This is a genomic window from Brevibacillus sp. YAE8 (assembly GCF_057543335.1).
Map to the genome: position 1 here is coordinate 116,146 of NZ_BAAIYG010000004.1, position 24,793 is coordinate 140,938.

Annotated in this window: 19 protein-coding genes and 1 other annotated feature; of the genes, 7 read left to right on the forward strand and 12 right to left on the reverse strand. The window is 53.6% G+C overall.

Translation table 11 applies throughout. The features are described 5' to 3' along the window. Nucleotides 1-353: 353 nt before the first annotated feature. Both AC27IT_RS08405 and AC27IT_RS08410 read right to left on the reverse strand, forming a co-directional pair. Nucleotides 354-740 carry an Imm8 family immunity protein gene (locus AC27IT_RS08405; protein ID WP_007782801.1) on the reverse strand — a complete coding sequence of 129 codons (387 nt, stop codon included), beginning with the start codon at nucleotides 738-740 and terminating at the stop codon, nucleotides 354-356. Nucleotides 741-757: 17 nt separating this feature from the next. Beyond that, nucleotides 758-2,872, reverse strand: a complete 2,115-nt coding sequence (locus AC27IT_RS08410) for a polymorphic toxin-type HINT domain-containing protein (protein WP_340673394.1) — start codon at nucleotides 2,870-2,872, stop codon at nucleotides 758-760. Between the two features lie 547 nt (nucleotides 2,873-3,419). On the opposite strand from AC27IT_RS08410, the gene AC27IT_RS08415 reads away from it, so the two are divergent. Genes AC27IT_RS08415 through AC27IT_RS08435 form a run of 5 tightly spaced genes read left to right on the forward strand, consistent with a single transcriptional unit; the run spans nucleotide 3,420 to nucleotide 7,262 of the window. Next, on the forward strand, nucleotides 3,420-4,430 hold the full coding sequence (locus AC27IT_RS08415) for a helical backbone metal receptor (protein WP_487091728.1): 1,011 nt from the start codon (nucleotides 3,420-3,422) through the stop codon (nucleotides 4,428-4,430). A 15-nt stretch (nucleotides 4,431-4,445) separates the two neighbouring features. After that, nucleotides 4,446-5,441: a FecCD family ABC transporter permease gene (locus AC27IT_RS08420; protein ID WP_283858828.1), complete on the forward strand. Its 996-nt coding sequence runs from the start codon at nucleotides 4,446-4,448 to the stop codon at nucleotides 5,439-5,441. 1 nt (nucleotide 5,442) lies between these two features. Then, a complete protein-coding gene (locus AC27IT_RS08425) occupies nucleotides 5,443-6,222 on the forward strand; it encodes an ABC transporter ATP-binding protein (RefSeq protein WP_005836095.1) in 780 nt (259 codons plus the stop codon). Between the two features lie 28 nt (nucleotides 6,223-6,250). Next, entirely contained in the window at nucleotides 6,251-6,757 is a 507-nt protein-coding gene (locus AC27IT_RS08430) for a HugZ family pyridoxamine 5'-phosphate oxidase (protein WP_025847418.1), read from the forward strand. A gap of 28 nt (nucleotides 6,758-6,785) precedes the next feature. Beyond that, nucleotides 6,786-7,262, forward strand: coding sequence for a DinB family protein (locus AC27IT_RS08435; protein ID WP_005836091.1), 477 nt, complete (start codon nucleotides 6,786-6,788; stop codon nucleotides 7,260-7,262). Between the two features lie 77 nt (nucleotides 7,263-7,339). Here AC27IT_RS08435 and AC27IT_RS08440 read toward each other — a convergent pair whose 3' ends face one another. The 5 genes from AC27IT_RS08440 to AC27IT_RS08460 all read right to left on the reverse strand — a co-directional run bounded on the left by AC27IT_RS08440 (nucleotide 7,340) and on the right by AC27IT_RS08460 (nucleotide 12,592). Next, the gene (locus tag AC27IT_RS08440) at nucleotides 7,340-8,521 is read right to left on the reverse strand and encodes a M20 family metallopeptidase (RefSeq protein WP_007782819.1); all 1,182 of its coding nucleotides are present in this window, start codon (nucleotides 8,519-8,521) and stop codon (nucleotides 7,340-7,342) included. 102 nt (nucleotides 8,522-8,623) lie between these two features. Beyond that, nucleotides 8,624-9,853 carry a Zn-dependent hydrolase gene (locus AC27IT_RS08445; RefSeq protein WP_025847422.1) on the reverse strand — a complete coding sequence of 410 codons (1,230 nt, stop codon included), beginning with the start codon at nucleotides 9,851-9,853 and terminating at the stop codon, nucleotides 8,624-8,626. A 227-nt stretch (nucleotides 9,854-10,080) separates the two neighbouring features. Next, nucleotides 10,081-11,379, reverse strand: a complete 1,299-nt coding sequence (locus tag AC27IT_RS08450; protein WP_005836089.1) for a helix-turn-helix domain-containing protein — start codon at nucleotides 11,377-11,379, stop codon at nucleotides 10,081-10,083. Nucleotides 11,380-11,451: 72 nt separating this feature from the next. Further along, a complete protein-coding gene (locus AC27IT_RS08455; RefSeq protein WP_327991482.1) occupies nucleotides 11,452-11,991 on the reverse strand; it encodes an HXXEE domain-containing protein in 540 nt (179 codons plus the stop codon). Then, a complete protein-coding gene (locus AC27IT_RS08460) occupies nucleotides 11,984-12,592 on the reverse strand; it encodes a TetR/AcrR family transcriptional regulator (protein WP_487091729.1) in 609 nt (202 codons plus the stop codon). The genes AC27IT_RS08455 and AC27IT_RS08460 overlap by 8 nt, the downstream gene beginning before the upstream one ends. 138 nt (nucleotides 12,593-12,730) lie before the next feature. After that, nucleotides 12,731-12,995: a binding site (T-box leader), on the forward strand. 68 nt (nucleotides 12,996-13,063) lie between these two features. Here AC27IT_RS08460 and trpS point away from each other — a divergent pair. After that, a complete protein-coding gene (gene trpS / locus AC27IT_RS08465) occupies nucleotides 13,064-14,047 on the forward strand; it encodes a tryptophan--tRNA ligase (RefSeq protein WP_005836084.1) in 984 nt (327 codons plus the stop codon). Between the two features lie 136 nt (nucleotides 14,048-14,183). On the opposite strand, the gene AC27IT_RS08470 is transcribed toward trpS, so the two are convergent. The 4 genes from AC27IT_RS08470 to AC27IT_RS08485 all read right to left on the reverse strand — a co-directional run bounded on the left by AC27IT_RS08470 (nucleotide 14,184) and on the right by AC27IT_RS08485 (nucleotide 22,775). Beyond that, complete coding sequence (locus AC27IT_RS08470) at nucleotides 14,184-19,700, reverse strand: chitobiase/beta-hexosaminidase C-terminal domain-containing protein (RefSeq protein WP_487091730.1); 5,517 nt, start codon at nucleotides 19,698-19,700, stop codon at nucleotides 14,184-14,186. 610 nt (nucleotides 19,701-20,310) lie between these two features. Beyond that, nucleotides 20,311-20,532, reverse strand: coding sequence for a hypothetical protein (locus AC27IT_RS08475; RefSeq protein WP_005836668.1), 222 nt, complete (start codon nucleotides 20,530-20,532; stop codon nucleotides 20,311-20,313). 53 nt (nucleotides 20,533-20,585) lie between these two features. Further along, the gene (locus tag AC27IT_RS08480) at nucleotides 20,586-21,242 is read right to left on the reverse strand and encodes a SurA N-terminal domain-containing protein (protein ID WP_005836666.1); all 657 of its coding nucleotides are present in this window, start codon (nucleotides 21,240-21,242) and stop codon (nucleotides 20,586-20,588) included. A gap of 852 nt (nucleotides 21,243-22,094) precedes the next feature. Continuing rightward, complete coding sequence (locus tag AC27IT_RS08485) at nucleotides 22,095-22,775, reverse strand: queuosine precursor transporter (protein WP_005836664.1); 681 nt, start codon at nucleotides 22,773-22,775, stop codon at nucleotides 22,095-22,097. 281 nt (nucleotides 22,776-23,056) lie between these two features. On the opposite strand from AC27IT_RS08485, the gene AC27IT_RS08490 reads away from it, so the two are divergent. After that, a complete protein-coding gene (locus tag AC27IT_RS08490) occupies nucleotides 23,057-24,115 on the forward strand; it encodes a hypothetical protein (protein ID WP_007782842.1) in 1,059 nt (352 codons plus the stop codon). 112 nt (nucleotides 24,116-24,227) lie between these two features. Here the strand turns inward: AC27IT_RS08490 and AC27IT_RS08495 are convergent, their stop codons facing one another. Beyond that, on the reverse strand, nucleotides 24,228-24,692 hold the full coding sequence (locus AC27IT_RS08495; protein ID WP_007782845.1) for a GNAT family N-acetyltransferase: 465 nt from the start codon (nucleotides 24,690-24,692) through the stop codon (nucleotides 24,228-24,230). Nucleotides 24,693-24,793: the final 101 nt, after the last annotated feature.

Genomic DNA, 24,793 nt, shown 5'->3' on the forward strand with positions numbered 1-24,793 from the left:
CATGCCCGCCCCTCCATGTAAAGCCGCCCACGTAACCATCCGCCTGTTAAAAACCCATTTACACAAAAAAATTTACATTCCCGATATTCAAGATCACCTGCAAGACTTGTATGGTATTGAGACTTCACCTACGCTCATTTCCAATGTCACCGTACAATGATGTCAAGAAAGTAACGGCACCTTACACCCATTTACAAAGCAGCAACGGAGCAAACTGCACAGCTAGAGCTTGTTTTTGTATCTCCAACTTTCTTTTAATGTTCCTACGCTACGCGCTTTTAAATAATGCATTTCAAGTCCATGGGTGATAGAAAATAGACCTTGAAGGAAACTATCCTTCAAGGTCTCATATATCATTTGTTCTTCTTTAGTCTTGCCATTGCTTCTTCAACTGTTTCGTATTGAATGTTATCGTACTCCCAATTCAAATGGCGGTTAATTGCCTTTGCTACCTCAGCCCATGTAGGGCGAATGCAATCTCCTAAGATTTTGTTAATCTCTTCCTCTACTAAACTTAAATCGAACCTTTCCATAATAAAAGTAGCTCGACCATTTACAATCTTATCCTCTTTCAGAAAAGAAAGCAGTCTTTTAGGGCTTACTACTCTAAAATAAAAATAATCTACCCCTTCCGCATCATCCGTTCCAATATCTGCATTTGCTGCAACTCCAAAATCATCATCTGTTACATCTGGTTCGTCACCAACTAACACAATTCTTTTTAAAACTGGCACTACCATATAGGATCACATCCTGTTTATTTGATTTCAACATGGTAATTCGTAAGTTTGGTATTTTTAGCATCAAAAGTCTCAAAATTGGCTTCATAGACACCTTTCCCCAGTTTTTGTCCAGTTCTAACCCTTCTAAGCTTGTCTTTACTAGTATACAACATCCCACCATCAATTTTTTGTATAGCCGCACCCTCTCCGACAAAAATACGCGCTGCTTGATGCACAACGTAGGCGGATACTGTACCTTCCAATCCATCTATCGGTTTCGAGTTTCTTGCCAGCTCGGCTAACTGTTCTGGGGTGATCTCACAACTATTATGCGTCCAAATCCACAGATTGGAGACAAAATACGTATGGAAATCCTTCACCTTGAAGTTGTAAACGGTTGTGTGCCCCTGCTTCTTCTCCACCTTTTCAATGGCTACCTCTTTGCCATTCGAAGTGGTTAGAACATCCCCTGGCACAAGTTTTTTAGCTTCCACCCACCCCTTGCCAACAATCCAAAACGGATGCTCATCTGTTGTTGTAATCACTTCACCGTAAACTGTAAGATTATACGTCTCTTGAACATCTCGTTGATAGAGCCATTCCACTTCCTTGTATGCCAACTTGCCTGTCTCTTCGTCTTTGGCCAGAACCTTGTCCCTGACCTCGATTTCCTCGATAGGTTTCTCACCTTCATCCGTTAAAACCTTTGTCCCTGCTGTAAAGCAATTACATTCAAATAAATCATCAATGGTCTTACCCGCTTTCTTGACTAGCTTTCCACCAACCTTGGTCAAACGAAGCACAGGAACCGTGGCTGCACCAGTCTCATATATAACAACATCTCCATTAAAGAGAAACTCGGCAAACTTTCCATATTTATCCCGCCCAGTCGCTCTTCCTGAATGGATGTAATAAACTAACTGATTCGTTAACTCCCCTTTCTCTTCTAGTACTTCTCCACCACCAACGTTTACGTTGAGAGAAACATGCACGCTTCTGTTCAGAATTACTTCAAAAGCAATGACAGACACTAAAAAGTCTTCATTGTACGCCCCCGTGATCGGGCCATCATAGAACAGCATAGACTGCAGATTCTCTTGTGCTTGACGGATCGTGGCGCTTGGAATGGTGCTGTTGTAGCGAGAGATTAAATATTGGATATCAAGCTCTTCATTCGGGTTTGTATTCACAACACTTATTGGCACAAGAATTTGATATTGTTGTGCATCGGAAGCTACGACTTTAACAAAGTAGACGCCACTTTCAGCCAGGTGTCCGGGATTCACTTTTGTGTAGATGCCATTCCAACTGAACGTATGGTATCCTGCTGGCTGGTTCGTTCTGGTCTCTTCATAGACTGGTCTTCCCTGCTTGAGTACCTGAATCGTTACGCTTGGATGGGGAGTTGAAAATCTCCATTGTACAGTTACTGATTTTTCAAAACCTGGTGTTGTATCCACTGCGAAATTACTGGAAATTCGTTTTGGACCATGAAAGCCTGCTTGATAGCTTTGACCGATTTCAGCGGACAATAGCGAAATACCAGAATTTAATTGGACTGGTGCCTGGCTTTGATTCCAAACTACCTTTGCATAGTAGGTCCCAGCCGCTTCTGTAACAAACAACGTGTCTTCCTCATTCGCGTGGAAGGTTTTAAGCTCAGTTCCTTGCGAGTCCTCCAAGATGAGCATGTTATTTGTCACATACAGGTTCATGTAAGCCATTTCTTCAGCCGTGAGCACAAAGTAGTCAACGTCATAGGGAGACGACAATTTGTCCGTATAAATTTCATCCCATTCAGCCGGAATGGCTGTTTCTCTCGTGCTGTCCAAGTCTTCTTCAAAGGTAAGTCGAGACTGCAAGGCAGGTGCTGTTGTTTCAAGCTTAACGTAGTATGTTGTATTCGCTGTCGCGTCCCATTCGACTTTTGAAAATTTGGTGCCAAAAGGACCTTCATGATCGTCGTTGCTTGTCACTTCATTCTGCAAATTTGCATCCGAATAAATAGACAGTCTTGTATCTTGTTCAAGTCCATTATTGAAATACGGAGACGAAAAAATTCGGTGCTTACCAGAATGGGCTGGCGTCACTTTAAAGAAAGCCGCTGTGCTATTACTTTTATTTACATCTACAAAGGAATCGACACCCAAGTTCTCAAACTCACAAAAGTCGTTTTAAGTGAATCAAATCTTACACATCCCTTCCTCTATTTCCAATTAATTGATATGCAGACTTGGTTATACTCTTAAATACTCTGCGTGCAAGATGATTCATAGACAAACGAATTTGTCGATGATCCAAAATACCCCGTCACGATTGCCTCCGCATCACTCCCCCGCTCGCTTCCGTATCCGCAAGTCGCCACGCCCTCACTAAACCGCGCCCATTCAACACCGCTTATCTTGACAATCCCCCCTCAAAACTCCCCTTGTAATATCTCCAAACAAAACGAGTATGCATAACAATAACGCCCCCTAGTCCTGCTGTATAAAAATGGAACAAATTAATATACAAAATAACAACCTCCTCTAACTCACTACCATCTCCACCCTTCGACAAATCTGCGGTTTCCGGCGGTTCCCCTGCACTCGTGGCCATTTTTCATTACAAAATCCTTATTGATAATAGTAATCATTCTCTATATAATCAAGCCAAACGGTATTGATTCTCATTATCAAGATCAGGAGGCTATACATAGTGAAGCAATCAGGATGGAAAATGGGCATGATTGCCCTACTTTTGACAAGCGCTGTCGGGTGCAGCAGTGCACAGTCTCCCGAACAGGCAACCACTCAGCAGAACCAAACCAGCGAACAACCGAGCCAAAACACCTCCACGCAAGCGGCATCCAGCGAGCAGGCTGCTCCCTCTGTCAGCATTGATGAGAAAAAGGCGGAAGAACTGCTCGCCCAGTTTCAAAACCAAACTCCCACAAAAGTCGTGACCATCTCTGTCGCGATTACGGAAATTTTGCATGAACTCGGGATCGCCCCCGTAGGCGTACCGACGACGAGCAGCAAGCTGCCAGCGGCTCTGGACAGCGTTCCGCGCATCGGGACGTCGCACCAGCCGGACCTGGAGCAAATCGCGAAGCTGCAGCCGGAGTTCGTGCTCGGTCCGTCCTCGATCAAGGACAGCGTCGACAAAAAATTAAAGCCTGCCGGCACACCTACCGCTTACTTGCCTGTCGATTCCTTGGATGAGCTGAAATTGTCCACTGTCGTACTCGGACGGCTGTTCAAGCAAGAGGCAAAAGCAGAGCAGCTCCTGAGCAAAATTGCGGAGCAGGAAAAAAGCATCATCGAAACGACGAAGGGCAAACCGACGCCAAACGTGCTGTTCCTGTTCGGCTCGGCGGAAGCGCTCATGGTCATGAGCGACCAGACTTTCGCCGGAAGCATCGCGCACAATCTGGGAGCCGTCAACGTCGCTACCGACACGTTGAAGCAAACGCAAACGTACGCGCCGCTGAACATGGGGAGCATCGTCGCGGCCAACCCGGACGTGATTTTGCTCGTGGCGCACGGCGATCCGAATGCCGTAGCGAAAAAATTCGAAGAAGACGTGAAAAAGAACGGCGCCTGGGAAAAAATGAACGCCTTCAAAAACGGCAAAATGCAGTCGCTTGATTTCAGCACGTTCGGCACTGCCTCGATCGTCAACGCCCCTGCCGCCTACCAGCAGCTCGCGGAAATTCTGTACAAGTGATAAGGAGTTTTTGCAGTGAGCCAGAACCATTCAACCAGGAAACCAGTCCTTCTCAGCATCGCCTGCCTGCTGCTGGCAGCGGCAATCGTCCTGTCTGTCGGGCTTGGGAGCGTGCAGCTCTCGCTGTGGGAAACGATGACGACCGTACTCGGCCAAGGCAATGAAGCCAACCATACGATTCTCTGGGACATTCGGATTCCCCGCGTGTTTCTCGCGCTGCTGATCGGGGCCAACCTCGCTGCGTCCGGGGCGCTGCTGCAAGCTGTCATGCAAAATCCGCTGGCTGATCCGGGGCTGACCGGGGTATCCAGCGGGGCAGCGGTCACGGTGTTGTTCATCATGCTGGTCGTCCCCGGTTATTCCGCGCTGATTCCGCTCTTTGCCATTGTCGGCGGGGGCATCGCAGCCGTGATGGTCTACTTGTGGGCCTGGAAAAAGCAAGGGGGCTTCACCCCGATCCGCATTATTTTGTCCGGTGTCGCCGTCAATGCTGTATTTGGCGGCGTCATCGGCCTGTTGTCCATCCTCTACAGCGACAAGCTGCCAGCGGCTCTGCAATGGATGAACGGAAGCCTGTCCGGGAAAAGCACAAGCGACGTGCTGACGATTCTCCCCTACTCGGTCGTCGGGTGGATCGCTGCGCTGATGTGTATCCGCCAGGCCAACATCTTGCGTCTCGGCGAGCAGGTCGCGCACAATCTCGGGCAAAACCTGAACCGGCTTCGCTTCACCCTGTCCCTGATCGCGGTCTACCTCGCGGCCATCTCCGTTTCGACCGTGGGCCTGGTCGGTTTCGTCGGGCTGATCGTCCCGCACATGTCGCGCATGCTGATGGGCTCCGATTACCGGATGAACTTGCCGTTTGGACTCGTGCTCGGCTCGCTCGTCCTGCTTGTGGCAGACACGCTGGGCCGGACGCTTTTTGCTCCACTCGAAATTCCGGCGGGGATCGTCATGGCCATCGTCGGCGGGCCTTACTTCCTTTATCTGATGCGCAAAGGAGGAACGTGATGTGCTGAACGTGCAGTCAATGAACGTCTGTTACGGCAAAAAACGAATCGTAAATGACTTTTCACTGGATATACATGAAGGAGAGATTGTCTCGCTCATCGGGCCAAACGGCTCCGGCAAATCGACGGTCCTCAAAGCCATCTCCCGGCTGATTCCTTGCGAGAGCGGCTCGGTGCGCATCGCAGGGGAGCCAGCCGACAACATGAGCATGAAGCAGCTTTCCCGCATCATGTGCATGCTGTGCCAGTCCAACTCCTGTCCTTCGGATGTGACTGTCGAGGAGCTGGTCGGCTACGGTCGCGTCCCCCACAAAAAATGGTATGAACGGCTGGATGCAGCCGACTACGAAATCGTCGACTGGGCGTTGCAGCAAACAGGACTGGAAAGCTACCGGGGCCGCTATCTCGCTTCTCTGTCGGGCGGGGAAGCCCAGCGCGCCTGGATCGCCATGGCCTTGGCCCAGAAGCCGAAGCTGCTGCTGCTCGATGAGCCGACGACGTATCTGGATATTGCCCACCAGCTCGATGTGCTTGAGCTGATCGCCAAGCTGAATCGGGAATTGAAGCTCACGGTTGTCATGGTGCTGCATGACTTGAATCACGCCAGCACCTACAGCGATAAAATTTGCGTCATCAAAGACGGGGACATTCGTGTTTTCGGCAAGCCTCAGGATGTGTTTACGCTGGAGCTGATCCGCAGCGTCTACGGGGTCGACACAGAAATCCGGTACGCGCCAGACAGCACCAGCCCGCGTATTCACGTCCTGAAAAAAGCGCAATAAAACTACAGGAAAAGCGAGGGATGCTCGTATGAAAGCAATGGCGAAGGAAGCGATGAAGGTCCAGTACCAAACGTTTGCTGCCGGAATGAAGACGCTCATGCTCAGCACGGTCGACGAGCATGGAAAGCCGTTTGTCTCCTATGCCCCTTTTGTCAAAACCAACGGAAAGTTTTATATCTACATCAGCAAAATCGCCAACCATTATCGCTATCTGGAAGAAACGCCGGCAGTCGATGCCATGCTGATTGAAGATGAAGCGAAGACGGCCAATCTGTTCGCCCGCCAGCGCGCCCGCTTCGTCTGCACAGCGAGAAATATCGGCAACGCGGACTGCGACGAGATTTTCGCGCTGTTCGAACAGCGCTTTGGCAAAAGCATGATGGATATGCTGCGCGGCCTCGACTTCTCCCTGTTTGAGCTGACGCCATCCGAAGGCCGCTACGTCGCCGGATTTGGCCAGGCGTACGACATTGATCTTTCCGCCGACAAGTTCGAACACGTCAATCGCGACGGCCACACCCAAACCGCCAAATAATCATTCGCGCCAACAGGAGGGCAAATTCATGACCAATTCAACGTATTCAACTGCACTGACACTCTGGCTCACGATCCAGGAAAGATTCCACAAGACAGCCAAAAGCATGCCGGAACAAGACTTGACGCTCGGACTCGGCCCTGCCTCCATCGGGTATATGCTCAGACATAACGCCGAAGTGGAATACATGTTTGCCGAGTGGTTTTTCGGCCGCAGCATCCCGGCGGACGTGGAGCTACTGACGAAAAACGGCCCTGTCGAGGGGCGGCAGTTTACGAACTTGCAGGAGCTTGCCGATTTTATGACGGCTTCCAACGAGCATTTGCTCGAAGGCATGAAAAGCTTGTCCGAGGAAGCGTGGCATACGCCTGTCAATACGCCGCTCGGCAGCTCGACTCCGCTCGAAGCGCTGGGGCGTCTGATGTACCATACAGGCATCCACGCCGGACAGATTTCGCAAATCCAAAAAGCGTTTCATACAAGAGAAAAAGAGCGCACGCACTAAAGCGCCCTATTCACGCAAAAAGCGCCCCCATCCGACCTGGACAGGGGGCGCTTTTTTCATGCTTGGGTTTAACATTTTTACATGACGATTTTTCTCGCCGCGTTGACGAACATTTTCACGCCGACTTCCAGCGCATCCTCGTCGATGGTAAAGCGCGGGTGATGGTGCGGATACGTAATGCCTTTTTCCTTGTTGCCGGCAGCGACGTAGAAAAAGCAGCCTGGCGCTTTTTGCTGGAACGCCGAGAAATCCTCGCCGCCCATGGTCGGGCGCATATGCTCCACCCACTCCGCTCCCAGCGATTCCACGACTACTTCTTCCATCAAGCGGGTCACTTCCTCGTCGTTGATGACCGGACGGTAGCCGAACTCGTACTTGAACTTGTAGCTTGCGCCGTGCGCTTCCGTAATCCCTTTGATGACGCGCTCCATCAGGCCGGGAACGGATTCGCGCAGCGTCTGGTCAAAGCTGCGCACTGTCCCGCAAATTTCCACTGTGCCCGGAATGACGTTGTGTGTCGTGCCGCCCACAAATTGCGTCACGGACAAGACGAGGTTGTCGAGCGGGTCGGCGTTGCGCGAGACGATGTGCTGCAGGTTGGTCACCACTTGCGCCGCAACCGCGATGCTGTCGATCGTCTCGTGCGGAAGAGCCGCGTGCCCGCCTTTTCCGAGCACGGTAATCCAGAACGTATCAGGAGCTGCCATCATCGGCCCAGGGCAAATGCCTACGGTGCCGTACTCCATCGTCGCCCACAGATGCGTACCGATCACGATGTCCACGCCATCCATGACTCCCGCCTGCACCATTTCCTCCGCGCCGCCCGGAAATACTTCTTCCGCGTGCTGGAACAAAAAGCGCACCTCGCCTTTGATCTGGTCCTTCATCCCGGACAAAATTTTCGCGGTTCCGAGCAGCATCGACGTATGGCCGTCATGTCCGCACGCATGCATCACGCCCGGATTTTTCGAGACGAACTCAAACGTGTTTTCTTCCGTAATCGGCAAAGCGTCCATGTCGGCGCGCATCGCCAGCACTTTTCCCGGCTGCGAACCGATCAGGCGGGCCATTACGCTGTTTTTCGTCGGCCGACTCACTTCCAGATTGCCAAAAGACAGAAGCGTCTCGTACACGAACTGCGCTGTTTTCTCTTCGTGAAAAGACAGTTCGGGATGCTCGTGCAAATAGCGTCTCCACGCGATTACTTGCTCTTTGACCGCCTCTGCCGCCTGATTCAATGTTGTTGCTGTCGCTGTCATCCGGTTCTCCTCCTCGTTCGGTGCGCTTTTTGCCCGTCGTCGCCAAGCTGCCGAACCCTCGTCTCTTTTGTTTGTACGCCTGTTGCTTTTCCGTCAGTCTCTCTATATTTGCTTCGCCAAAGCCAGCACGGTGCGGTACAGCACGTTGGCTCCGTCCGCGCAATCCTCAATTGTCGAATACTCGGCCGGATTGTGGCTGATACCGTCTTTGGAGCGAATGAAAATCATGCCGACCGGACACAGGTCAACCAGTTGCATGCAGTCGTGGCCTGCGCCGCTCGGCAACCGGAACGCCTCCAAACCTTCCTGGGCACACGCCTCTGCCGCCGCCTGCTGGATGCTCTCGGAGCATACGGCAGGAGCGATCCGCTGCAACAATTCCACTTTCAGCGTCACGTTCCGCTCGGCACAGATCGTTTTCGCCCGCTCGATTATGCGCTGCTCGACCTGATCGCGAACCGCTTCGTCCACATCACGCAAGTCGAGCGAAAACTCTACCCGGCCCGGAATGACGTTGACTCCGCCAGGGAACGCCTGCACCTGTCCGACCGTCCCTACGCTTGTGCCCGTCCGCGCTGCCTCTTCCTCGATGGCAAGCATCACGAGCGCTGCCGCAGCCAGCGGATCGCGGCGCAAGTTCATCGGCGTAGCTCCAGCGTGGCCCGCTTCGCCCTCCAGCACGAATTTCATCCAGAGCGGTCCTGCGACACCCGTCACGATCCCGACGGACAAATCGCGGCTTTCCAGCACCTTGCCCTGCTCGATGTGCAGCTCCACGTACGCTTTGACGCTGCCGGGCGTGCGCGCCGCCTGACCTGTCTGATCCGGGTCCAATCCGACCTGGCGCATGGCTTCGGCAATCGTGATGCCGTCCTTGTCCGCCTGCTCCAGCTCGCTGCGCTTAATCAGCCCGGCGATCCCGCGGCTGCCGATCATGCCGTAGCCGAAGCGCGTGCCCTCTTCATCCGTGAAAGCGATCACTTCAATCGGATGCTCGGTCTCTATGCCTTGTTCCTGCATCGTCTGCAAAATTTCTACGCCTGCCAAAACGCCAAGCGGCCCGTCGAAATCTCCGCCATTCGGTACGGAGTCGATGTGCGAGCCTACGAGAACAACAGGTGCCGCAGGGTTTTTCCCCTCTTTTCGCCCAATCAGATTGCCTACCGCATCTTCGCGAACTGCCAGTCCCGCTTCCTTCATGAAGCCGGCGACGATGTCTTTTGCTGCCCGTTCCTCAGGTGTAAATGACAGCCTCGTTACCCCTCCGGCCTCCTGGGCGCCAATCTTGCCTACCTGCCCTAGTCGGTCCCACAATCGGTCCGCATTAATCATGACAAGAGACTCCTCCTTCGTAAAACCGTCTATTAACGGTTGATTTACGGCTATGTCCCTAATTGTATAATAGTCTGTCTATTTTGAAAAGGAGAAAAGCCTGCGTCATGCTGATTTTTCCAGTTGGTTTTCACGGAAAAAGGCGTGCAAATGCGCTTGCTCGTTGCACGCCTTTTCTATGTTCACGATTGCAATTGGTTGAGTAGAGAGGCAGGCCCCCTAGCTTCTCAAAAATGGATCCGGTACACCTTGCGCGGACGCCCCCGCGGATGCGGGTTTTCCTCCCCGACCACCTGCGCGATGCCCTTCGATTCCAGCTCGATCAAAATGCGGCGGGCGCTGCGCGGCTGAATCTGCATGTGCGAAGCCAGCTCGTGCGCGTTGATCTCCTGCTTGCCCCGCTTTTTCAAGATCGACTCCAGCTTCGACAGCGTCATGACGCTCAGCGAAGTAAGCTGGCTCAACTCCTGCAGCTTCTTCGAGTCGTACCGATAGGCGATCTGCTCGTCGCGTCCGAGCGGCCCCACGACGCTTTTGTCGTCCAGGAAAACCATCCAGTTGCCCGCGCCCCGCTCCTTGGCGTGCAAAAGCGCAGTGCCGCCGTGGATTTCCGCTTCGTACGCCGTCTTGCCGATCCCGATTCCGCACGTCACCAGATCGGCGCGAATCCCGAACAGCTCCTCCAGGTCGGGGATCGTCGCATAGTCGCCGGTGACTTCCTGCACTTTTCCGCGCGTCGTGAAAATGACGTAGCGCCCCGGCCCCGCCGTCTTCAGCGAGCCTTGCAAATACTTGGCGTAGCGCAACAGCTTTTCCATCGTCTTGATCTCGGCGTTTTGCCATTCGTCCGTGGAAAAACTCCCGCCTGCCAGCTCCCGAAACGGATCAATCTCCATCATCTGCACAGCGATTTGCGTGTCTTTGAAATGCAGCATCTCATGCGTGCGCAAAAGCATGTGGACGACCGACAGCACGCCCGCTCGCGTCGGCACGACGCGATGCACGGGAACGCCTCTGCGCACAAGCTCCAGCTCTGCCGTCCGCAGGCAGGTCACCGCCGCCTTCGTCTTGCCTTCCTTCCACAATGCCTCATGAAAATCCGCCAGCTCATTGGCAGAGATCGCACCTTCGTAATGCTTCAGCCATTTGTAGCCTTCCGCGATTCCCGCTTCCATGAGAAAATGCCCCAGCTCCTCGCCCGAAAACGTATCGAAGCTCACCTCATCCACGCGAATCCCGAGCTGATGGGACAGATGCAGCAAGGTCCGGTACAGGCTCGCGCCAATATGCGGCACATACGCCATCGGCACCTGGATTTTTCCGGTCTGGCTCGCCATCGCATAAGGAACCTGACCCGAGAAAAGCCACATGTCCACCTCATCCAGATGCGCCATGAGCAGCTCGACGATTTCCTCTTCTCTCCAATACACAATCGGCAAGCATTCGATCTCGGGAAACTCCTGCATGACCGATTGGATAATCACAAGCGAATCATCCGCGCCGATCACGCCTAGTCGCAGCTTCAATACACGTCCCTCTTTCACAGCGTTTTTTCCTAGAATAGCAAAAATATGCCCGCACTTACAGCCACCCCCGCCTCATCCGCGGCTGACCAGCCCTCCTGCCGCCTGCCCGAGCCAGTGCGCAGCGTACAAAATCGGCACGGCCAGCAAGCAGAACGGCAGCGTACTCCAGACGAGCGGCCACGTAAGCACCCCTGCTTCAAACAGGCAGACATAGGTGTAGACGCTGTACGGCAAAACGAGCACGACTGCCGTCACGACGCCCGGTGTGTACGTGCGCAGCGCAATCGTGTGTCCGATGTGCGTGAAAACGTGCAAAAACATAACGTGCAGGCAGACGAGAAAAAACGGCAAGTACGTCCCAAGCGGCAGCGTGGCAGCCGCAAGCACGACGGCAGCGGCGAGGACGGCGAAGACGCACGTGACGGCTACGGCAAACTGCGCGGTGTTCATCGCAAGCGACGGCTCCACGAACTTTTGCAGCCAGCTCGGCAGCGCGCGCAAAACCTGCTCCCGCTTCTGCGCAAGCCAGCCCTCGACCGTGATGATTTCCTCCAGATCGTGAAACACAAACACGACCAGCAACAGCCAGATCAGATTCACAAGCTCACTCATGCCGTGCCCCCTCCCTCGTCTTTTCCTGCAAGATTCCGTGCGCCAAAAACGACACCGCCTCGTCGGCGAGCTGCTCGGCCGTCTTTTCCCCCGCCAGCAAAAAGCGGGACGTCAGGCGGTAGCAGACGGCGACCATTGCTTCTGCCGCCACCTCCGGCGACAGGTCGGCGCGGACATGGCCCGCCGCCTGGTTTTGCCGCAGATTGGCGCTGACCATGGCTGCCAGCTTGCGGTGCAGCTCCTCTCCCGCCTCCGCCTGATAGAGCACCATCTGCGTCAGCTCCGGCCGCCCCTGAAAGAAGCGGAACAGCGCCAAGAGATTTTCCCGCACCTGCCCGTACACATCCGCTTCGTCCAGCGCCGTCACCTTGCTCCCTCCGTCGGCCAGCACCCACAGCTTCGCGAAAAACTCGTCCATGAGCTGCTGGTACAGCCCTTCCTTGCTCTCGAAATACTGGTAAAAAGACGCTTGCGTCAGCCCGGCCGCCTTCACGATGTCACTCACCCTGGCACGGTGAAAGCCTTTGGCCGCAAATTCGGAAGCCGCTGCTGCCAGCAACCGTCCGCGGCTTTGCTCCCCTTTGGAAAATTTGCTGTCCATCCGTGTTGTTCACTCCTAAAAAGTAACTTTTCAGTTATATAACTCTTGAGTTACTTTTACAATTTTTGGATGATATTGTCAATCCCCTCTTGCTTTTTTGGTTTGGACTGCGTAAAATGATTGCTCAAAGGGTATCTTTCGATGGCAATGAGGGAGAAGAGTAGTCATTTTTCGAGACGGCAGAGAGCTGATGGTTGGTGCGAATCAGTGTCAAGGAAATGGTGAATGGGCTCCCGAGCTCCAAACCGAACCCGTTTTTCAAAAGCGGCAGTAGGCTTTGGCGTGACGTCCGTACGTTACAAAGGACACCGTATCAAAACGGTACGGAACAAAGCGATTTTGCGCATGGCTTTTCCCGTGTGCAAAATAACAAGGGTGGCACCACGGTTCATTCGTCCCTGTCCAGGGCGGATGGACCTTTTTGTTTTTCTCCCAAACAGATTTCCCTCTATGGAAAGGAGCAGCACTCTCATGAAAACCATTTTTTCCGGTATTCAGCCGAGCGGTATTTTGACCCTTGGCAACTACCTCGGCGCGATGAAGCATTTCGTTCCGCTGCAGGACCAGTTCAACTGCTTTTACTGCATCGTCGATCAGCACGCGATCACAGTTCCGCAGGAGCCAGCCGTCTTGCGCGAAAACATCCGCCGTCTGGCAGCGCTCTACCTGGCAGTCGGCCTCGACCCGAACAAAATGACTTTGTTCGTCCAATCGGAAGTGCCAGCCCATGCCAAACTCGGCTGGATCATGCTGTGCACCTCGTACCTCGGCGAGCTTGAGCGCATGACCCAGTTCAAGGACAAATCCGACGGACGGGGCGAATCGATTCCGGCCGGCTTGCTGGCGTATCCGCCACTGATGGCCGCAGACATTTTGCTGTACGGCACAGACTACGTTCCGGTCGGCGAGGACCAGAAACAGCACCTGGAGCTGACCCGCGACCTGGCGACCCGCTTCAACAACCGTTACGGCGACATTTTCACCATTCCGGAAGTACGCCTGCCGGAAACGGGCGCACGCATCATGTCGCTTGCCGACGGCACGAAAAAAATGAGCAAGTCCGATCCGAACCAGGGCGCTTTCATCTCCATGCTCGACGACCCGGCGACGATTACGAAAAAAATCAAGCGCGCGCAGACCGACTCGGACAGCAGCGTGCGCTACGACAAGGCAGAAAAGCCTGCCGTATCGAACCTCATGACGATCTACTCGCTCTGCTCCGGCAAGTCGCTGGAAGAGATCGAAGCGATGTACGAGGGCAAAGGCTATGGCGCATTCAAAACCGACCTGGCGGAAGTCGTGGTGGAGACGCTGCGTCCGATCCAGGAGCGCTACGAGCAACTGTTCCATTCCTCCGAGCTGGACGACATCCTCTCGGCGGGCGCAGAAAAGGCAAATGCCGTGGCGAATGAAATGCTGCACAAAGTAGAAAGAGCAATGGGAATGGCGCGCTAGGAAAATCGAGACGCAAAACGGGCCGGGAAGCTTCTCCCGACCCGTTTTTTCATTTGTGAGGCAGACGAGACTCGCGGCTTTGCGACGGCAAGCAGTTGTGCCGCCCGCTCCTGCGTGAAGCTCTCCCCCGCGGCCCTTACTTTTCTGCGCTTCTGACAAAAAGATGCACCTTCGCCGTTTTTCCGGCATAGCGAATCGAAATCGTCGCGCGCGTGCCCGCTTCCGCATCGGCCAGAACTGACACCCGGCCTTCCTCGTCCACCTCGATCTGCGCGGGACGGCTGGACTCGAACTCGATTCCTTCTGCCTTTGTCACGTCTTCCGAAGTGCCGTCGCCGAATATCGCCAGCACCTCAAGCTGTGCTTCCTCTCCGGGAGCGAGCTTCAACGACTTCAGTTTGGCTTCGAGCGCCTCCAAGGCAGCGTTCCCCGCGACGTAGGTCGCCGCCGACTTGACTGTGAAGACGGCCAGGTCAGCTTCTTGCGCCACCTGGAGCGGCTTGCCCTTCGCCCCTGTTACTGCCCGCCACTGCTTGTTGCGGTACGTGTAAGCTTGCAGCTTTTCACCTGCATCGGCCGCCAGCGGCAGCGCGAGCGTAAAGCCTGGCTCGCCAAGGCTGCCCAGCGCTTTTCCGTTGCTCCACGCTTCGAGCAAATAGGCTTCACCCGGATGGGAAACGCCCTTCCAGCCGCTTGCTTCTGCCGCTGTCAGGGAGAGGGCAAATTTTCTTCCGCTTTCCTTGGCAAAATAAGCTCCCGGTACTTCTACCCATGCTCCTGCCGGAACGGTCAGCCTGACGCCGACCTCTTTTTTCTTTAGCAGCTCGACCAGCTTCTGCTCCAATGTAATCCGCTGATCTGCCTGCCCTGCTTTTTTGCTGCGGGGACGGTCGGCCGTATCGGCATCCGCACCGTCTTCCTCTGCTTCCTCGCCTTCCATGCGAATGAACAGCACCGGGGAAAAGCCGATTTTTTCCTGCACGTCTTCGATGGCTTCCAAAAAATCGTCCAGCGTGTCGAGCGCGTCGCCCACTTGCTCGTCTTGGGCTTTGATCTCGGCCCCAGGCTCGACGGCCAATGTGCTTGCCTGTTTCAGCAGCGTTTCTGCCAGCAGGCGAACACGCTTGGCTACGTCCTTAGGAACCGCCTTTGGCGCGAGCGGTTCCAGCACTGTGTTTGCAAAATTCGCCAAGGCGGCGAGCCCCAACCTTGCCAGCTCCGCATCCGCTTCCTCGTCGCTTGCGAGGGGCGCAAATGCTTCGTCCAAAAAGCTTTCGCCAAGCGCAAGCAGCGTCTTTTCCCGAACGACTCCGCGCTCCGCCTGCTCCGCTACAGCGGCCAGCACGGTCGAAACGGAATGCGCGACCGCGTCCCACTTCTCGGCCTGGTTGACCTGTTTGGCGGCGAGCAGCTTTTCCAGGCTGGCAAGCACCCGCTGCACCTGTTCCTCGATGCTCTGTTCATCTTTTGCAGACAAAATGGCCTGTTCTGCCTGCTTGTTTGTTTCTTTTTGCCTGTCTGGCGTCGGTGTCGGATCTGGCGGAGTGACAGGAGGCGGCGGGGTTGTCGGTTTGGCTGGCACCTGGACGGTCAGCTTTTCGGTGCTGGCGCTCGTACCGTCCGACTCCCGGGTTACTAGCAAAATCAGCTCGACGTCCGTCCGGCGGCTCGGCGGCGTGATCGTGCCATCCAGCGCGATGACGCCTGTGTCGCTCGATTGCTTGATCGCGACCGTAAATCCTGCGGGCACTTCAGGCAAACGCAGCCTTGTCGCCCCCGCTGCCGGCTGCGCAAGACTCGTGATGCCGTCCGCCACTTCCTGCGCCGTCGTCTCGTGCTCGCCCTGATCTTGCAAATGGATTTGCACAAGCACCGGATCGTGGTCGCTCACCCGGCCCTCGGCCTCGGTGAATCCGGCATTGATATGCACGATGTCCACCTTTGTGCTTTTTTCCAGATGGGGGCTGACCAAAATTTGATCGAGCACCTGCGAATTGCCCTGGTACACGTAGGTGTACTGTCTGCCCGGCGGCAGCTTTTCGACCATATTGGTCAGAGCGCCATCCGCCAGCGCTTTCACTGGATTGGAGAACGGAAAGTCGTTCAGGTCGCCCAACACGACCACATTGGCCTTGGGATCTGCTGCGTGGATTTGTTTCACAAAGCCGTTCAGCACGCGGGCGATTTTCATTCGCTGCTTCTCGCTAACCAGCTCCGGCGGCTGCTGTTTGCCGAACAGCGCCCCATCCCCGCCCTTGGAATTGAAATGGTTGGCGATGACAAACACAGGCTTGCCCTGGAAGACGAACTGCGCCGCCAACGGCTTGCGGCTGGACGCGAACGCCTCGTTGTTCGGGTCGACCCGGCCTGGATTGCGCGAGAGGTACGCCGCTCCGTCGCGTGTCTCGACCTGTACTGCCTCTGTTGCCGTTCCCGCTACGCCCTCTGCCAGTTGCACGCGAGCCGGGTTGTAGAAAAACCCGACGCGGATGTTGCCGCCTGGCTGGCCCCCGTCCTGGTTGTTCTCTGGCGCGATGTCGATGTAGCGATAGGCAGGGCCGTTCTTTTGCTGGATTGCCTTGCGCAAGGCATCTGCGGATTTCGCGGCATTTGTTTCGCCGTCGTCCGTCGGTCCGTTGTTGTCCTGCATTTCCACTACGCCGATAATATCCGGCGCTTTCATGTTCTCGACGATCGTTTCCGCGATTCGCGTTATTTTTTGGGACTCGGTTTTGGCCGAAAAATTTTCAATGTTGTAGGAAGCAATCGTCAACTCATCGTCTTTCGGGGCGAGTGTCGTCACAGTCGGTTTGTTGCCGCCCGACTGGACGGAAACCGTTTCGGTGGGATACAGCTTGTAATTGGCAAAGCTGTAATCAATGATCCCTACCAGAGGCTCGGAGATTTTGTCGCCAACCATTGGACGCTCCAAAATCGGCACGAGTTTGTCTGCTACAGTGATGCGCTCAGGGTGAAAATCGTCGGCTGCAAGCACCACGCCGCCTGCCGGCGTACGCGGCTGTCCGCGATGCGCCTCGTCGTCAATGACGACGAACTCTACGCTTGCCGGGTTCGTGAAAACTTTTGTTTCCCCGACTACGACCGGATTGTCGACCTGCACCAGCATCCCTTCGAGGCTCTCCCAGAAGTCAATGCCGTCCTCCTCCGGATCGAATGTGCCCAGGCTGTCGTTGTCAATGATCCCCTTCGGATAGCGGTAGCTTCCTTTCCCTAAAACAACCGGGTCCGGGAGCGGCTGCGCCTTTTTGACAACGGTGACTCTCGCCGCGTCAATCTGCGTCTGGGTGAGATCGGTCGCCGCTCGGTTTTGCGACACGTACTCCTTCACCGTACCGTCTACGCTCACTTCATCGCCCGCGTTTACCGCCGCTTTCGGCTCGTACACGTAGATGCCCTCGGACGTGCGCGGATCGTCGTCCGGAAGCGGGTCTTGCATGTAGAAGCCATGTATCGTTCCGCTGCTTTTCACAACTGCCGTGACGATTCCCGTGACGGCTTTTACCGTGCCGTTGTCCAGCGGGGACTGGTGGGAGGCTCCCTGAATATCGCGAATGCGCACGCTCTCTTTTTGGATCGTGTAGCGGAAGCTGGCGACTTTGCTGTCCGTGAAACCTTCCTTGACGGCAAACGCCTGAATCGTCGTATCCGCGTCGAGCTGGATCGGCTCCGTATAGACGGCACTGTCTCTGGTCGGCTCCGTGCCGTCTGTCGTGTAGTAAATTTTCGCGTCTGCCATGGACGTGGACAAGCTCACTTTGGTGCCTGCCGCGACCAGCGGGCCTTGCGGATACGCCGTCACCGTCGGCACCCGCGTCTCATCCTCGACCAAATCTGCCTGCGTCCGCGGCACCAGTTTGTATTCGTTAAAATCGTAGTTGACCACTCCGGTGATGCTGGCGTAAGTCGTGCCCGGTTCCAGCAGGAGAGTGACGGGCGGGCGGGAGAGGAAGTTGCCCTGATCGTCTTGCAACGTATAATTGCCGCTTTGTACAGACTGGACCGTCACATTGCGGACCGTCACCAGTTGGCCTTCGATGGCTTCCCCCGCATGGGACGCAAAATTCACCGATGTAACCGACTGCGGCGTTGGCACACCTGCCTGCTTCTCCACGACTGTCACGTCGTCGGTTGCGGCTTCGAGCTGGGCCAGCCCGTAGTAGTCATTCATTTTTCCGGTCGCCCGGATTTTGTCTCCGACCGCGATTTTGGCGGCAAGCCCTGGACCGCGCACGACCAGCCCGGCCGTTTCGTCCTGCATGTAGACGTTGTTTTGGCCCCCCGCCTCAAAGATGGCCGTCACGGTTCCGGCAACGCTCGCGGTTGTTCCTTTTGCCAGCGCCCTCGCCTCGGCAATCGTGCTGGTCGAAAGCACAGACTTGGCAATCGGCACAGGCTCGCTCTCGAACATCTTGCCGTGCTCGCTTGCGAGCTGCTGCGTCACGTAGACGGTTTCCAACTGCTCGATGCCTTGCAGCAAATAAGAAAACGCGCCGTTCTCCCCTGCGTTGCCTGTCGGATTGCCGCTGAGCAGCAGGCTGTTGCCATCTGGCGCATCATAGGCGCGCAAAATCGCCTTGCCTGCGGCTGCCCCCGCTTGGCCGTTTAACTCCGCTGCACTTCCCGTTTGCTGCAAGCTGATTTTTTCAGCCGTCAAGGCCGGGCTTGCCTCGGCTGGCAGCAGCTCGATGCTTTCGCTCTCCTGTTTGCCGCTCTCCGTCGCTGTGAGATAGACCGCTGCCGAAGTCGGATGGGCAAAAGTCAGTTCGACCTGGCCGGAATCGTTCGACACCTGCTCAGCCAAGGGCGTTTCGCTGCCAGCAGGCAGGCTTGCGTACACCTTGATGGTGACGTGCGGACGGACTTGGCCGCGAATGACGGCTTCCGCCGGATTCGTATTGTCAAACAGCAGCTCCCGGCCGCTCGGCTTCTCGCTGACATCGCTCTCTGTCGGCGGCGGCTCTGCCGGACTCTGCGTATTTTTCGGAGTCGGCTCTCCCACCACGAAGTCGGCGCTGTTGTTGTCCGTGTCCCAGCCGTTACCGCCGTTTGGCACGATGCCATCCGCTCGGCTTTTGCGGGAAGCGCTGGCAGAGTTCGACGTAGCGGGAGCAGGACCAGCCCCCTCATAGCCATTGGCCGCTCCGAAGCCGACCAGATCGACTACATCGGGCCGGGCGGACACATCGGCTCCCGTCAAGATAGTTCCGCTGCTGACGAGGGCCACTTTTCCAGCCGTGCTTCCCATGGCAATCGCGCCCTCGTCATCTGCGGCGGGCAGCCCGGTCGTTCCCCCTGTTCCTGCCGCCTGCTTAATCAAGTAATATCCGTATGGAGCGATGCTGCCCGTCAAGTCTGTCTTGCTCCATGTCGGCCCGCTTGCTGAAGCGTACTGCACAGACCAGCCTGCAAGCGAGACGGTCGTGCCCGTCGGATTGTACAGCTCAATAAAGTCGTTTTTGTAATCGGCCCCGCTGTTTCCTCCGCCTCCGTACACCTCGCTGATGACGACATGTCCGGCTTGCTGCGCTTTTGCCTGCGGCTCCCATCCGCTCGGCAAAACCGCGCTCGCGACAACCGCCGCGATCAGCGCCAGCTTCGAGAGACAGCGCAATCTTCCCTTTTTGCTTTGCATTCTCTTTTTCTTCCTCCTCTCAAACATGCGAAACCATAAACTATACACATCGTAAACATACAATCCGAATTTTATGTAAATTGGATGTAAAGAATGTATATTCCTTCCATTCTTGTAAAATAAAAACCTTCAAAGCGAGTGAACGCAACTTCAAAGCAGAGCAACCGAATCGGCTGTTTGTAACGGATTTTTCCTGTATTGCTTTGATGGACAAGTTCTATTTCTTGTCAGCGATACAGGATCTTTTCTATCAATGAGATTGTCGCTTGGCAGGTCTTCAAAAGGAACGATCTCCCATTGGTCATAGACACCGTAGAAGAGCTGCATAAGGAAAGAGACGTGCAGGGAGCGATTCTCCATTCGGATCAAAGCTTCCCATACACGTCCCAGCAGTACAACAAGCGACTCGAAGAAAAACTAAAAACCGGGATCTATTCGACGCCAGGCGCACAGGTGGGTCAAAAATATCCCGGCGCTAGTGGGTCAAATTAATTCCAGCGTTGACATGCTCCCGCTGCGTACGGAAACACACTGGCCGCTTAGGCTTTTTTATAGCTGTCTACTTGACAGGGGTACGTGCATCCTTCACTGAGAGGATCGAACTATGCGTTTATCTCACCAAACTCGAAATAAGGATCAATAATACAAAGACAAAAAACAGAATCAGAAATGAATAACCAAATATTCTCAACCATCTTGGCATTGTTTTCATATTTATTTTTTTAGGTGGCCCGCTTCCTTCTATTCGCTGCGCATCCTCCAACATTTCATTTATAGGATTGCGCTCTGAAACGGATTTATCTGTGGGCATCGTTTCATTCTTTTCATTCATTTATTATCCCTCCCTCATAGGAAACAAGCCGGGGCTACTCAGCCCCAGCTTGTTTAGTCCTGCAATTGAACTTCGTCATTTAGAACTTTCACCTTTTTCGAAGCCTTTTTATACAATTCTTTCTTGTATTTCTCGAATGCTTTATTAAAGTCATCAAGATTGTCTATTGCATTTGGGAGTACCCCGTCTTTTACGAGTTTTTCAACCAAGTTTGAAGTACTTAGCTGCTTCCTATACATGTCCGGAGCATATTCTTCCCAGTATTTGTCTTCACTTAAACCAGTTACTTCTATAGCATTCCTTTGAAATTCTTTGGATTTCTCATCAGCATTTTCTAATATTTCTTTCATTTTGATCGAATATTCTTTTGCTGTATTTAAACTAACTGACACACCTTGATTTTCAGCTTCCTGAACTAATAGTTCATCCATTACCAATTCCGTCAACAAATCATTATCTGATATTTCATTCGAGGCTTTATTGAGCTTTTGATTAGCCTTCATGTAAGCCTTATAGATTTTAAATTCCTTATCAGTAATACTTTCATTTTCAACTTGAACTAAGGTGCTTTCTTTAGTTGATTTGATGTTGACTATCTCTTCTTTAAGGGACTTGAAAACTTCAGTTTGTTCGTTTGTCGCAAAAGAGGATATTGCTAAAGCTGAGCCCAATACAGTCAATAGAGAGAGGGAAATTGAGAGTTTTTTCATCCTTTTTCTACCTCCTTTTTTTACCAGCTAAAGTCTACTTGGCCAGTTGTATTCGTTTGATAACCTTTGCTCGATGATACAATATATGCACTCGTGCCATAACTACTGCCTTCTGTCGCATTATATGATTTTGTACCTGTCCAATTTCGTCCTGTAACCACTGTATTAGGTTCAGAAACGTAAGAGCTTGTGTTAGGCAAAGATACCGAGGACCCTCTGACATTTAGTGTACCCACACCTAGGCTACCTCCAAAAGTACTTGCGGCACTCGAACTAATGCTTGCACTTAGATCCCACCTAGTTGCTACTTTTGTTTTAGCTGTGTAGTCAATTGAAAAATCTGAGATGACCTTCGTGGTTAAAGCAACAGGCGTGTATATATAGCCTGATGAAGAAACCCTCCAGGCATTTAACCAGTCGGTATCAGTAAACGAAGTGGTTGTCGCGTGACTCGGTGTCGAAAAAGACAGTACTCCCACTAAAAGTGTTGCTGCCGTAAAAATTGCAGAGCCTTTTTTCACTAGTGATTCCTCTAGTTCTAATTTTTGGAATATTACACTAATAAAGACGGATGAATGTTACAAAAAGTTACAAAAAATACAATTTATTTTTGGGGGGGCAGTATGGTGTATCTTCAAAACTCACTAATTGAAGGGATATAACGAGACTTTGTTTGTAGGATGAATGTTGAACATGATTTCTTTGTGAAAATCTGCGAGTGCGGACGGGGAAGAGGCGGACCTCTCCACCCAGAGCCCAAAACGTGTGTGGCGATAGACTTATAAAGGCTTGTTTATAGACTGTCTACTTTACAAGGGTAAGATCAGGTGGCTTTTTTTTGTCTTTTTGTGCTTACTCTTCCGGCACCTTCATATTGCGTGCGATATAGAGAAACGGCGTCGAAGCAGCCGAGACGACGAACTTGATTAAATACGTGGTCAATAAAATTTGCCACCACACTTCCAGCGGGTAGACGCCCCAAAAAGCGATCGTGCAAAACGTCAAGGAATCGAGCAACTGGCTGAACAGCGTACTCCCGTTGTTGCGAATCCACAACTGGTTGCGTCCCGGGCACTTTATCTTCAGCCAGGAGTAAATTTTCACGTCCACGAACTGGCTCAGCAAGTACGCGCACAGGCTGCCCAAAGCGAGCCTTGGCATCAGGCCGAACAGCTTTTCCAGCGATTCCTGGGCAATGTCTTCCGGCTGCGGATCAAACAACAGCACGAGCTGCATGATGATCGTCGTCGCGATCAAGGTGAAAAAGCCGAACCAGACCGCCTTTTTCGCCGCCCGCTCGCCGTACTTTTCATTGAGCAGGTCTGACACCAGGTAGATGGATGCATAAATCGTATTGCCGAGCGTCATGACCAGCCCGAACATCTCGATGGTTTTGACCACCTGAATGTTCGCCAGCACCGTAGCCATTCCGATCCAGGCGTACAGCCCCATTCTGCCGAACAGGCGGTAGCAGAGCAGAAACAGCCCGAAATTCACCAGAGCAAAACATACTCCGAGTGCAAGATTAAACATATGATAGCCTCCTAGTTTTGATAACGCGGGAGTTTTTCGAACCGCGGCCCTTTTGGGCATTTCATCATTCTACTTGGAATCGGCTGTTTGCGCAATGCTCGCAGGAAGCTGCCCCGCCCGCTTTTTCCCTGTTACTGTTTTGTAGGCGGGCTGTCACTTGTCTGTAACCATCGGATCCACTCTATCGTACATAATGAACGTGTAGCAAGACACATGAACTCACTCACCACACACTCACCTGACACCATGAACAAACACCAAGATGGGAGAGAACATTCAACATGAACAACTGGAACAAAATCGTCACAGGGACATTGCTCACCTCGGTGCTTTTCACCGGACAAGCCCTGACCGCCGACGCCGCAAGCACAGGCTCTGCCACAAAAGACCTGCAGGCGCTCGCGGAAAAAACGGCTGACGTGACAGGCGACAAAAAGGCCGACACGATCACGCTCTACGGGAAAAAGGACAAAAACAGCCCGTACATTTCCGCCCTCACTGTCAAAGTAACAGATGGCCAGACCAAGAAGTCGTTTCCGATTGACGTCAAAGACGGCGGCTATGAGCCCAAGCTGTCCGTGCAAGACTTCACCTACGACAAAAAAGGCGAGATCATGGTTACCGCAAATACGGGCGGCAGCGGCGGCTACACCATCCAGCACATCTACACCGTCCAAAACGGCAAAGCCGAAAAGCTCAGCCTGCCTGGCCTTGATAAAGACAAACAAGGCATCGTTGGAGACGGATTTGTCGAGTTGAAGCCAATCGACAACAACAAAAACGGTCTTTACGTGCTGGAAGGCACAGAGCGCCTGACCGGAGACTACAACGCAGACGTGCGCGGCTACCTCAAATCGAAATGGAAATGGAGCCAAAGCAAGTGGGAACTGATGAGCGCCCATTTTGAGCCGACCAAAGCGGAGAAAACAGTGTATCAAGGCTCTTTTCGCAGCTACGACTCCGCTTATGATTTTCTCGCGCCACAATCGTGGAACGGGAACATCCTGATCGACGAGAAAACAGGCCCGCATGCCGATCCATACTTGCCAGAGGCCAAGAGCGTGACCTCCTTCCTGTTCAACAGCAGCAAGGCGGAAGACCAGGCAGCGGTCGTCGTGATTTACGCTTTTGACAAAAGCGACTGGAAAAAGCTGAACACGCCAAATGAACCGCCAGTCGGCTACGAAATCGCGCAAAATCCCGCAACCAACACCGTCTACGTCGCGGCTCTGCCACAAGACAGCGTGTTTGACCCGGCGACTGACAAAGGCAAAAAGTTTCAATCGCTCGTCATGACGCTGGATGAAGTGAAAAAGGCGTTCGTGCTGGTGAAGCGCTAAGCTTGGCAACAGACGCTTCGGGCAACTGAGGGAGATGGGCGCCGGACTAAACAAGCAAGGACACCTTCTGCTCATGACGAAGCAAAAGGTGTCCTTTTTTGCAAAAACTGGCTTACCTGGCGCTTTCCCTCTTCCCCGCAAGTCCAGCCTCATTCTTTTTCATACATAAAAAACGCTCAACACCGGGGTAGACTTCCCCCAGACTCTCCACCGCAAACCCGCACGACCGATAAAAAGCAACCGCCTCCCTATCGGTTTCCGCCTGAATGGCAGCCAATGAGTGCAGGGCCAAGACGTCGTCGATCAATTGGCGTCCGACGCCTTGTCCCCGCCGCTCTTCTGTGACCGCAATATGCAAAATGACCGCCGTATTCTCAGTCGGATTCCTTTTCAGCCCGATAATCGCGAAGACGCTGTCGCCATCGACGCAGGCGTACAAGCTCCGATTCGGATCGGTCTTGTACAATCTCATGAGCACGTTCAGCTTTTCCGGTGTCGGGTTGTACAGGCACGGCGCGATTACGGCCGCGACATCGGCGGTCAGCTCATCGACCTGTTGTAACGTTAACGGAAGCATGCTTTCCCTCCTTGATCGGGCCGTGCAGTCTTTTCGCAAAGCGGCCAGCCTTGCGTTAAAGCCCGTGAATGGACGTGTGGCAGCGAGGCACGCCATGGTGC